The sequence below is a fragment of the Bacillales bacterium genome, assembly GCA_035700025.1.
Lineage (GTDB): Bacteria > Bacillota > Bacilli > Bacillales > DASSOY01 > DASSOY01.
Genome location: DASSOY010000024.1, coordinates 17,846 through 28,992 on the forward strand (window position 1 = coordinate 17,846; position 11,147 = coordinate 28,992).

Consider the following 11,147-nt stretch of genomic DNA (forward strand, 5'->3'; position numbering starts at 1 on the left):
ATCTTTTTCGGCATGATTTGTGGATAACATCGCGTTTTTTCCTCATACTAAGCGTAAAAAAACGGAATGGAGGAAACGTGATGGAACGTCAAGTGCAGTTTCAAACGCCGACAGATGCGGCATTACATGATTATAAGGAAGGATTGGGCACGTTCACGAAACACATGCCTGAGCTGGCAGAGAGGTTTAATGCGTTTACAGAAACGTGTTTTGCTGAGGGAAAACTGAGCAAGAAAGAAAAACAGCTGATGGCGCTCGCAATCAGTCTGTACGCGCAAGACGAATACTGCATTATTTACCATACAAAAGGTTGTCTCGACCAAGGGTGTTCCAAGGAAGAAATGTTCGAAGCGGTCGGCGTCGCTTCTGCTTTCGGCGGCGGGGCGGCGATGAGTCAATCGGTCACGTTGTTGCAGCAAACGATTCACGATTTGAGCGAAGGCAAATTGTTGAGAATGTAAGGAATTCAAAGGGATTCGGAGGATTTTTGTTCGAAAACCGAATGTAATCCCTTTCATGCCGGTGAATGATTATGCACGGGTAAGAATCGATTCATGCGTCGTTTTCGTTCGTTTGAGAATCATGGTAAGGTTTTAATGTGTTGAAAAAATCCCTTTGAAAGGAATTGATTCATTATTCAACAGCACCGCATTGACCTCAACCATACTAATGAAATGGAGAAGGCGATGTACAAGGCTCATGGAATCGGCTTTGCCGAATACGGACGGAGCTTGGAAAACCGTTTGAAAGTCGAAAAGGAACGAGAAAAAAGCTACCAAAAAAGCATGAAATTGATCTACGAACATGAACGGAAAATCGCGACCTAATACATTTTGATTCGAGAAGGAAGGAACCGGCCTTTGATGCACGGTTCCTTTTTTCGTTTATATTGGCTCGACTAACCGTTCCATTTGTTCCGGAACTCGCTTAGTGCGAGAAGCGGCCAAATTTCGTCGTAGCTGTGATAGCGAATGTAAAATTCACCGGGTAAACCGATACCCGTGGGATATGAGATTTCTTCGGCACGATGTGTTTTCGTTAAAAAGAGGCATCCTTTTTCCACCTCCGGAGAAACATCGTCACTGCAGCAGGTAAGGGCATTCACTGCCCACGCCGTTTGCGAGGGGGTGCTGAAAGGTAACGGCTGAAATTTGTCGATGGCAGCGCTTGTGCAAGATTCCCCCCAGCCTCCGTCTGGTCGTTGCGTTTGCTTCAAAAAGGAGACGGCCTTCCGAATGGCGGGAGCGTTCGCGGGAACGCCGACGGCCCGCAAACCGGTCACGGCAGCCCACGTTCCATACAAATAGCATACGCACCAACGTCCGTACCAAGAGCCGTCTGCTTTTTGATGGGCCATTAACCAGCGGATCGCTGCCTTCACGCGCGGATGGGTTCGGTCAAGTTTCAAGCGGGAGCCGAGAAAAGCTAACACCCTTCCAGTAATATCTGCAGTGGAACGGTCAATTCCGGCATTTTTCATATGCGGAACAGGAAGCAGGGTCATCCACGCCTGACCGGTATTTTTTTCAAAAGCAGCCCAACCGCCGTCGTCATTTTGCATCGACAACAGCCAGCGAACACCTCGATGCCATGCGTTGAGATAACGGGAATTCAGCTTCAGGAATGGGGCAATCGCATGCAAGGCGGCTTGCGTATCATCGATGTCGGGGTTGATCGTATTGTGTTCGGAGAATCCCCAGCCGCCGGGGGCGGTGTTCGGGTTGTGAATCGACCAATCGCCTTTTTTCGTCTGTTGCTGACGCAATAAATAGGCGGCACCTTTTTCGATAACGGGCCGATTTTGCTTCAAACCTGCCCGTTCGAGCGCGTACGTGAGCAATGCCGTGTCCCAAACGGTTGACGGAGAATTTTGTACATGAATGAAGGATTTCGTTTGCCAAACGTAAGAGAGCACGCCTTTCAGTGCATTTTGTATCGCTGGCGAATGCTTGTCGTAACCTAACGCGAGCAGCGCATAAACCATGAAAATCGTACTGCTTGCATACGTGCACAATGTGCCGTTCGGTTCAATTCGATCGAGCATATACCGTTCTGCTTGTTTGATTCCCGCATGAAACAAGTGAAAAGGAAGTTGCGACAGTTTGTACGCTTGTTCTTTTAATACGTAAGACAGCGATGACGAGCGAAATGACAGCCAGTGCGGCATATTTCCGAGGCGAAGGTGAGACAAATCAGGGCGGCTTGCGTTTTTTATATGAAATTTCTTGTCGGCACAGAGCATGACCGGGACGAAATGAACGCGTGCATAACTGCTTAATTCATAAAAATTGACTGGAAATTTGCTCGGCAGCAGCAAGAACGAAAGCGGGAATCGGATGAGCGGCCATGGATAATGCCCATTCATCGCGAGCATCACTTTTGTAAGTATGTCTGCATGGTCCAACCCGCCTTCGGCGCGTATAAACCGCTCCGCTTTTTTCATGTTCTCGTCCGATCGTTTGCAAACGCCGGTGTAAAGCAGTGCGGTGTAGGCTTGGATCGTTGCTGATAAATTTCCGTTCGGTTCGTCAGGGTAATTGTTCCAAGTTCCGTTTAGTTGTTGGCGGTGCATGATATCGCGTGCGAGCGCTTGGATGAGGGGTTCGCATCCGTCGGTTTTCAAGCTTCGCAGCAAAATCGTCGTAAACGCGTTATCCATTAACGGACCTTCGAAGCAGTAATGCCACGATCCGTCGCTCGCTTGTGTTTGCGCTAAACGCTGGCATCGCCTGTCGATCGATTGCCGGATCGGTACGTGTAAGTCATTCACGGGACATCCTTCCTTTGCCTGTCGAGTTTTTTCATACATATGTCACCTTGCGGCGCTGGAGTACTCCTGTGCAGCATTGCGGGAATGTTCCTCGGCTTTTTTATTTGTCGAAGATCGGTAAAAATCTTGTCGCCAATGCAGGGAACGTCGATTTGATTTCAGTGTTCATCCGTAAAATGAGGCGGATATGTGTCCTTGCCGCATCCGGGTCGGCATTATTTGATTCCCGTTTTAAATTCCTTTAAGATAAGAATGAGAATAGATTGAGAATCACTATCAATATATGTCAATGGAGGGAATCGCGAATGTCTGCACCGCATTTAAAGATCGAGGACTTGCATGTTTCGATCGAAGGGAAAGAAATTGTCAAAGGCTTTGACCTTGAAATAAAGGGCGGAGAAATTCATGCCGTCATGGGACCGAACGGAACGGGGAAATCGACCGTTGCATCCGCTATTATGGGTCATCCGAAGTACGAAATTACGAAGGGGAAAGTATGGTATAACGGCGAAGATTTGCTGGAAATGGACGTCGACGAAAGAGCCCGCTCCGGGGTTTTCCTCGCGATGCAGTATCCGAGCGAAATCAGCGGCGTAACGAACGCAGATTTTCTTCGCTCGTCGATCAACGCCCGCAGAGAAGAAGGAAATGAAATCAATTTAATGAAGTTCATTAAAAAACTAGATGAAAAAATGGAACTTCTCGACATCGACCAATCGTTTGCTCAGCGGTATTTGAACGAAGGTTTCTCCGGAGGGGAGAAAAAGCGCAATGAAATCTTGCAGCTCATGATGCTTGAGCCGTCCATTGCGATTCTTGATGAAATCGACTCCGGATTGGACATCGACGCCTTGAAAGTCGTCGCCAAAGGCGTGAACGAAATGCGTTCGCCGGATTTCGGTTGTCTGATCATCACGCACTATCAACGGTTGTTGAATTACATCAAGCCCGACAAAGTACACGTCATGATGCAAGGTCGGATTGTAAAAAGCGGCGGACCTGAGCTCGCCGAACGGCTGGAAGCCGAAGGTTACGACGGCTTGAAGCAAGAGCTCGGCATCGAAGACGAAACTGTTGGACAACAGGCATAGCGTAAAGGAGGGTAAGCATGACGACGGAAACGAAACAATTGCAGTTCGAGAAAGATGAAATCAGCCGTTTTTCCAAAGAGCGCGGCGAACCCCAATGGATGCACGATCTGCGATTGGAGGCACTCGAGGCAGCGGAAACTCTTCCGATGCCGCGTCCGGAAAAAACACGCATTAAAGGCTGGAATTTTACCGAATTTCAATATAACGTGAAATCCGATCGAATCGGTTCCCTCGAAGAGCTCCCTGATTCGGTCGGTGCGCTCGTCGGAAAGAATGAGCAATCGGGGAACATTCTCGTTCACCGCAACCAGACGAACGCTTTTGAACAACTTTCCGAGCAGTTGAAGGAACAAGGTGTCATCTTTACCGATATGGCGACAGCTTTAAGGGAACATGGAGATCTCGTCGAAAACTATTTCATGAAAGCCGTGGATGTTCACGAAAATCGGCTTACGGCCCTTCATGCAGCTCTGTTGAATTCCGGGACGTTCCTCTATGTTCCGAAAAACGTCGAGGTTAAGGTTCCGCTGCAAGCGGTTTACTGGAAAGACAATCCTGAGGCCGGATTGGTCAACCACGTGCTGATCGTTGCTGAAGATCATAGTTCCGTCACTTATGTGGAAAACTACGTGTCGGAAGATCAACACGTTTCTTCGGTTGCGAATATCATCGCGGAAGTGTATGCGGGGAACAATGCACGCATTGCCTTTGGTGCGGTCGACAATTTTGCCTCCGATGTGACGACGTTTCTTTACCGACGCGGTCAAGCCGAACGTGACGGGAGAATCGAATGGGCACTTGGCCAGATGAACGATGGGAACACAATCTCCGACACGACAACGAATTTGATCGGTAATGGTTCATTTACAGACGTGAAATCGGTGTCGGTCGGCAGGGGCGAGCAAAGTCAAAACTACGTAACGCGCGTCAATCATCACGGCATGAATTCGGAAGGCTTCATATTGACGCACGGCGTAATGAAAGACAAAGCTCAATCGATTTTCAATGGGATTACGAAAATTGAGCACGGCGCTTCAAAGTCGAACGGCCAGCAAACCGAGCGTGTCTTAATGTTGAGTGAAGGCGCGCGCGGAGACGCCAATCCGATTTTGCTTATCGACGAAGACGACGTTGAAGCCGGGCACGCCGCTTCCGTCGGACGGATCGATCCGATACAAATGTTTTATTTGATGAGCCGCGGCATTACGAAGAAGGAGGCCGAACGCCTAATTATTCACGGTTTTCTTGCCCCAGTCGTTGATGAGCTTCCGATCGAAGGCGTGAAAAAGCAACTTATCGAAGTCATTGAAAGGAAAATGAAGTAATGGATGCAGCGGAACTGAAAAAATCATTTCCGATTTTGAATCAGGAAGTGAACGGACACCCGCTTGTTTATTTAGACAGCGCGGCGACTTCGCAAAAGCCGTTGGAAGTCATCGATGCTGTAAATGATTACTACCAACGGCTGAATTCCAACGTTCATCGCGGCGTACACACGCTTGGCACAAGAGCGACGGATGCATACGAAGGGGCTCGCGAAAAAGTAAGGCGTTTCATTCAGGCATCGTCGACGGAAGAAGTCATCTTTACGCGCGGAACGACGACAGCTTTGAATACGGTAGCATACAGTTACGGAAATGCCCATGTCGGCGAAGGGGACGAAATTGTTATTACGCCGATGGAGCACCACAGTAATTTAATTCCGTGGCAGCAATTGGCGAAACGAAAAAAAGCCGTTTTGAAATATATTCCGATGCAGCATGACGGCACTCTTTCTATGGAAGATGTGGAAAAAACGATTACCGGAAAGACAAAGATCGTCGCTTTGACCCATGTATCCAACGTGCTTGGGACAATTAATCCGATTAAGGAAATTACTTCCATCGCTCACCGGCATGGAGCGGTCATGGTCGTCGACGGGGCGCAGGCTGTTCCGCATATGAAAGTAGACGTCAGTGACCTTGACTGCGACTTTTACGCGTTTTCCGGCCATAAGATGACCGGACCGACCGGAATCGGCGTTCTGTACGGAAAAAAGGAACATCTTCGTAAAATGGATCCGGTCGAATTCGGCGGCGAAATGATTGATTTTGTCGATTTGCACGATTCGACTTGGAAAGAACTTCCTTGGAAGTTCGAAGGCGGAACGCCGGTAATCGCCGGGGCGGTTGGACTTGGCGCGGCTGTTGATTTTTTGACGAATATCGGAATGGATGAAATTCATGCGCACGAAGAAAAGTTGGTACACTACATGATGGACCGTATGTCCGATGTGGAAGGCATTCACATTTACGGTCCAGACAAACGCGCAGGACTCGTCACTTTCAATGTCGGAGACATTCACCCGCACGATGTTGCCACCGTGCTCGATTCCGAAGGGGTCGCGGTACGCGCCGGGCACCACTGCGCGCAACCATTAATGAAAGAGCTCGGCGTTTCAGCCACGGCGAGGGCAAGCTTGTACTTGTACAATACGGAAGAAGATGTTGACGCCTTCGTTCGAGCATTAAAAACGACAAAGGAGTATTTCGGAGATGTCATTCGGTAACCTTGATCAGTTGTACCGTCAAGTGATCATGGATCATTATAAAAACCCGCGCAATCGCGGGGAGCTGTCCGACGACGGGACACTCAAAGTGAACATGAACAATCCGACATGCGGCGACCGGATTCAGTTGAACATGAAGGTCGAGGACGGCAAGATCGTCGATGCAAAGTTCACCGGAGAAGGCTGTTCGATCAGTTTGTCGTCGGCCGATATGATGGCGGGCGTCGTCGTTGGCAAATCCGTTGACGAGGCGATGGAACTTTCCGAGATCTTTTCCAACATGATGCTCGGCAAAGCGTACGACGACGAAACGTACGATCTCGAAGACATTGAAGCCCTTCAAGGGGTGGCTAAATTTCCGGCGCGGATCAAGTGCGCGACGCTTGCGTGGAAGGCGATGGAAAAAGGGTTAAACGAGGCGGGCGAAGACGGCCGGTAAGGTTTGTCATCGACCGCCAAGTGTATTAAAATATAAGTATGGGAAGATTCTCGCCACAACTCTGAGGAGGGATGAAGATGGCGAAAAAGATGCCGGAAATCGGCGAATACAAATACGGATTTCGCGATAAAGACGTGTCTGTATATCGTTCAGGAAGAGGATTGACGAAGGACATTGTTATTGATATATCCAAGCGAAAAGACGAGCCGCAATGGATGCTCGATTTCCGATTGAAGTCGCTTGAAATTTTTTATAAAAAACCGATGCCGCAATGGGGCGGCGATTTGTCCGATTTGAACTTCGACGAAATTGAGTATTACGTTAAGCCGTCCGAGAAATCGGGAAGAACGTGGGATGAAGTGCCTGAAGAAATCAAGCAGACGTTTGACAAGCTCGGCATTCCGGAAGCGGAACAAAAATATTTGGCCGGTGTTTCCGCTCAGTACGAGTCGGAAGTCGTTTATCACAGCATGAAACAAGACCTCGAAGAAAAAGGGATTATCTTCAAAGACACCGATTCGGCACTGAAGGAACATGAAGACATTTTCAAAGAACATTTCGGCAAAATCATACCGCCGTCGGACAATAAATTTGCTGCCTTGAATTCGGCCGTATGGTCGGGGGGATCGTTCATTTACGTTCCGCCTGGTGTGAAGTGTGAAACGCCGCTGCAAGCGTATTTCCGCATCAATTCGGAAAATATGGGACAGTTTGAGCGTACGCTCATCATTGCCGACGAAGGGGCTTCCGTTCATTACGTGGAAGGTTGTACGGCGCCGGTTTATACGACGAACTCGCTTCACAGTGCAGTCGTAGAAATTTATTCGAAGAAAAATGCGTATGTACGCTATACGACAATCCAGAACTGGGCGAACAACGTATACAATCTTGTTACGAAGCGCGCAATTGCTGAAGCTGGCGCAACGATGGAATGGATTGACGGCAACATCGGCTCGAAACTGACGATGAAATATCCGTCGATCATCATGAACGGCGAAGGTGCGAAAGGAACGGTGTTGTCAATTGCGATTGCCGGCAAGGGTCAACATCAAGATGCAGGAGCGAAAGCTTACCATAACGCACCGAACACGTCTTCGACGATCGTGTCGAAGTCGATCTCACGCGGCGGAGGAAAGGTGACGTACCGCGGAATCGCTTCATTCGGAAGAAAATCCGACGGCTCGAAGTCGAACGTGAAGTGCGACACGCTCATCATGGATAACCAATCGACTTCGGACACCATTCCGTACAACGAGATTAGAAACGACAACATCACGCTCGAACACGAGGCGACCGTTTCGAAAGTGTCGGAAGAACAACTGTTTTACTTGATGAGCCGCGGCATTTCTGAACAGGAAGCGACGGAAATGATCGTCATGGGCTTCATCGAACCGTTCACGAAAGAACTTCCGATGGAATATGCGGTCGAAATGAACCGCTTGATCAAATTCGAAATGGAAGGCTCGATCGGTTAATTCATTCAAACGAAACGGACCCTTGGGGGTCCGTTTTTCATTGTCGGTAGCACATTTGTCCCCCCTTTCATAGGATGGAACGAAAAGGGGGGCAAAGTCATGGTGGAAATGCGTCCGATTCGAATTGGCGGCCGAGCGTTTACGGCGATCACCGTCCATTTGCCGAAGACGAATTTTATGGCGGTCACCGGCGACAATGGCTATATCATGTGCGGGGCGCTTGACGTTGCGCTTCTCAACGAAAAATTAAACGACCGTAAAATTATTGCCGGGCGTGCTGTCGGCGTCCGAACAATCGAACAGTTGTTGGAAGCTCCACTTGAGTCGGTGACGACCGAAGCGGAAAATCTTGGCGTCGTGCCCGGTATGATTGGCAAAGACGCGCTCTTGAAGTTTCAATGAAGAACATCCCCTCTTTGTTTCAAGAGGGGATGTGTGCTTGAACTTATCGATTTTTCGTTCGCGCCTGCCGCTCCCAAATTTTTAAATAATGATAAGGGTCAAACGAAAATTCCCGGTAGCCGTTGTCTTTATACATGCCGTAATGCAAGTGCGGCGGGAATTTCCCTTGCGTCCCTTCCGGACCGTAACCCGAACTTCCGACGTAACCGATGATTTCTCCGGGTTTCACGATTTTCCCTTTTTTCAAACCGTTTGCATATCCTTTCAAGTGCGCGTAGTAATGATAGACGTTGCTTAAGCTCCGGATGCCGACTCTCCATCCGCCGAATGGATTCCAGCCGATCGTTTCGACATAGCCGTATGTGGTGGATTTCACCGGAACCCCGTAGTCGGCGAAAATATCGACCCCTTCATGGCTCCGGCGTCCGCCCCACGCTCGCGCATAACCGAAAGTATTCTTGATCGTGTAGTTCGCCGACAGCGGAAGCGGGAACGCATTTTCATCAAGCTCCAGCCGTCCGAATGTGCGGTACATTCTTGCGAAGTTCGTGATCTCGGATACCGCTTGTCCTCGTTCGTACCGGTCCCAAAGCGCCATCTTTAAGTTGCTGAGACCGAGGCCGTATTTCGTCAACTCATTCGCCAGCGTTGCCAGCACATCTTCCGGATTGTTCACATCTGCTTTTCCGTCCCCGTTGCCGTCTCTGCCGATACCACCGAACAGGCGAATCGTCCGCGGATCCTGTTCGGCTTTTTTCGGATTCAACATGCCGTACCACCGGTTTTTCTCATAGTCAATGCTTAGTAACCTGGTGGATTTCGAACGATCGAGGGTTCGTTCATATTGATCGATTGCCGCATAGTAATACCACGGGATTTGCGTTAATGCTTCCATTTTTTGATATAAATGCTTTCTTTGTTTGAAAAGCGTAGGTTCTCTCGCATCGATCTCTTGCAGCGGATACATGAAAATGAGGATGAACAGCAAGCATGCGGTTGTTTTCTTCATTCCCCGCCCCTCCTTTCCGCTTTTTCCATCTACCATTGGCAATCAACGTTCGAAATATGGTACATTAACGTTAATAAAGCCGCGAGCTTCCCGGCGTCTTAAGGGCAAAACAAAGCCAAACCGAAAGAAAATGGCTTGGCTTGTTGGTCCATTACCGGTGATTCATTTCCATTTCGTTATTTTTGCTTTCTCCGTTCGGATTCTCGCTTGGGCTGACGTCCTTACCTTGCGGAGAATGCGTTTGCATTTCGTTGATCGTCGCGTTCAGCATCTCTTGCACGTCCGTTCTCGGCGGCAAATCGCGGAATCGTGAAATGTCGCGCAATACCGAGGGATCGTCCGTTACATAAATGTGATAAAATCGCGGGGCAAGAGAGAGTGCGGCTCTTTTCACTTGATCGGCGACGAGTTTTCGGTTTTCGGAATCGGTTTTGTATCCAATCAAGATTTCTTTGCTCGTCACGAGCGTCGCCACGTCATGAACGTCCGGGTAATTGACGACAAGACGGCTGATCGCGTCAGCGAGGTCTTCAAAATTGAGCGTTGGCGTTCCGCCGGGCGTTCGGCCGTCAGGACCGTCTTGGAGACGGACGAAACCGAAATGTCCCTCGGCCGCATCTTGGTCATTCCGCGGATTCCGGTTATTTCCTTGCTGCGTGCGGTTTTCCAATTGCATCGTTTGATTTTGATAATTGTTCGGATTTAATCCGTTATTACCGGGACTGCATCCAGTCAAACCGGAAGATAGAACGGCGGTCAGCGTTAAGATCACCCATTTTTTCAACAGGATCACCTCCCTGTGATACAAACTTTCACCTTTAGGATGACCGTCGGCGAGTCATTTTACCTATTGAAAACATTGGCAATTGATAGGGGGAACGGGCATGATCGAAGTTCATGGAAGGACTTTCGAAATCGTTGAAAATGTGAAGGACGCCTGGGACGAAGAGGCGTTTCAATCCCGTTACAGCGAGATTTTAAACAAATACGACTACATCGTCGGCGATTGGGGATACAACCAGCTGCGGCTGAGAGGATTTTTCGAGGACGACAATCGCAAATCGACGTATCATACGAAAATCAGCACCGTTAAAGAATACCTGTACGAGTATTGTAATTTCGGATGTGCCTATTTCATTTTAAAAAAAATCAAAAAAACGTAAGAAACCCCTAACTGTCGGGGTTTCTTCCATAAGGGACTTCTTCATCGACGGCTGGATCGTCGTGCGGCGGATGAGCTGCGGGATATTGCCTCGGGATGTCCTGGTGCAAATTCTTGAATTCATAGTTGAAGGCGGACTGATCCCGTTGGCCCGGTTTTCGCGGGGTTTCTTTATGAGTGACGGTGTCCATGAAATGAAACGACATGCCGTAGCAGCCTTCAGGAAATTCCTCGGGGATGAGGAAATTACG

General features: G+C 49.0%; 13 protein-coding genes. 9 read left to right on the top strand and 4 right to left on the bottom strand.

What is annotated here, in order from left to right; translation table 11 throughout:
• The first annotated feature begins 80 nt into the window (after positions 1 to 80).
• On the top strand, positions 81 to 461 hold the full coding sequence (locus VFK44_04115; protein HET7627557.1) for a carboxymuconolactone decarboxylase family protein: 381 nt from the start codon (positions 81 to 83) through the stop codon (positions 459 to 461).
• A 225-nt stretch (positions 462 to 686) separates the two neighbouring features.
• Complete coding sequence (locus VFK44_04120; GenBank protein HET7627558.1) at positions 687 to 827, top strand: hypothetical protein; 141 nt, start codon at positions 687 to 689, stop codon at positions 825 to 827.
• 71 nt (positions 828 to 898) lie between these two features.
• Here VFK44_04120 and shc read toward each other — a convergent pair whose 3' ends face one another.
• Entirely contained in the window at positions 899 to 2,770 is a 1,872-nt protein-coding gene (gene shc, locus VFK44_04125) for a squalene--hopene cyclase (protein HET7627559.1), read from the bottom strand.
• Between the two features lie 305 nt (positions 2,771 to 3,075).
• Here shc and sufC point away from each other — a divergent pair, with 305 nt between their 5' ends.
• From sufC to VFK44_04155, 6 genes are all read left to right on the top strand, one after another.
• Positions 3,076 to 3,861: a Fe-S cluster assembly ATPase SufC gene (sufC, locus tag VFK44_04130; protein HET7627560.1), complete on the top strand. Its 786-nt coding sequence runs from the start codon at positions 3,076 to 3,078 to the stop codon at positions 3,859 to 3,861.
• Positions 3,862 to 3,878: 17 nt separating this feature from the next.
• A complete protein-coding gene (gene sufD / locus VFK44_04135; GenBank protein HET7627561.1) occupies positions 3,879 to 5,186 on the top strand; it encodes a Fe-S cluster assembly protein SufD in 1,308 nt (435 codons plus the stop codon).
• Positions 5,186 to 6,409 (top strand): cysteine desulfurase, encoded by a 1,224-nt coding sequence (locus VFK44_04140; GenBank protein ID HET7627562.1) that lies wholly within the window; start codon positions 5,186 to 5,188, stop codon positions 6,407 to 6,409. The genes sufD and VFK44_04140 overlap by 1 nt, the downstream gene beginning before the upstream one ends.
• Complete coding sequence (locus tag VFK44_04145; GenBank protein ID HET7627563.1) at positions 6,396 to 6,848, top strand: SUF system NifU family Fe-S cluster assembly protein; 453 nt, start codon at positions 6,396 to 6,398, stop codon at positions 6,846 to 6,848. Before VFK44_04140 ends, VFK44_04145 begins: the two co-directional genes overlap by 14 nt.
• 77 nt (positions 6,849 to 6,925) lie before the next feature.
• The gene (gene sufB, locus VFK44_04150; GenBank protein HET7627564.1) at positions 6,926 to 8,323 is read left to right on the top strand and encodes a Fe-S cluster assembly protein SufB; all 1,398 of its coding nucleotides are present in this window, start codon (positions 6,926 to 6,928) and stop codon (positions 8,321 to 8,323) included.
• A 99-nt stretch (positions 8,324 to 8,422) separates the two neighbouring features.
• Positions 8,423 to 8,725 (top strand): DUF1805 domain-containing protein, encoded by a 303-nt coding sequence (locus VFK44_04155; GenBank protein HET7627565.1) that lies wholly within the window; start codon positions 8,423 to 8,425, stop codon positions 8,723 to 8,725.
• A gap of 43 nt (positions 8,726 to 8,768) precedes the next feature.
• On the opposite strand, the gene VFK44_04160 is transcribed toward VFK44_04155, so the two are convergent.
• Positions 8,769 to 9,734: a M23 family metallopeptidase gene (locus VFK44_04160; GenBank protein ID HET7627566.1), complete on the bottom strand. Its 966-nt coding sequence runs from the start codon at positions 9,732 to 9,734 to the stop codon at positions 8,769 to 8,771.
• Positions 9,735 to 9,885: 151 nt separating this feature from the next.
• A complete protein-coding gene (locus tag VFK44_04165) occupies positions 9,886 to 10,518 on the bottom strand; it encodes a YhcN/YlaJ family sporulation lipoprotein (protein ID HET7627567.1) in 633 nt (210 codons plus the stop codon).
• Between the two features lie 100 nt (positions 10,519 to 10,618).
• Here VFK44_04165 and VFK44_04170 point away from each other — a divergent pair, with 100 nt between their 5' ends.
• A complete protein-coding gene (locus VFK44_04170) occupies positions 10,619 to 10,897 on the top strand; it encodes a YutD-like domain-containing protein (protein ID HET7627568.1) in 279 nt (92 codons plus the stop codon).
• Between the two features lie 7 nt (positions 10,898 to 10,904).
• Here VFK44_04170 and VFK44_04175 read toward each other — a convergent pair.
• Positions 10,905 to 11,147 (bottom strand): cytosolic protein (locus tag VFK44_04175; GenBank protein HET7627569.1); only part of this gene is annotated, 243 nt, incomplete at its 5' end.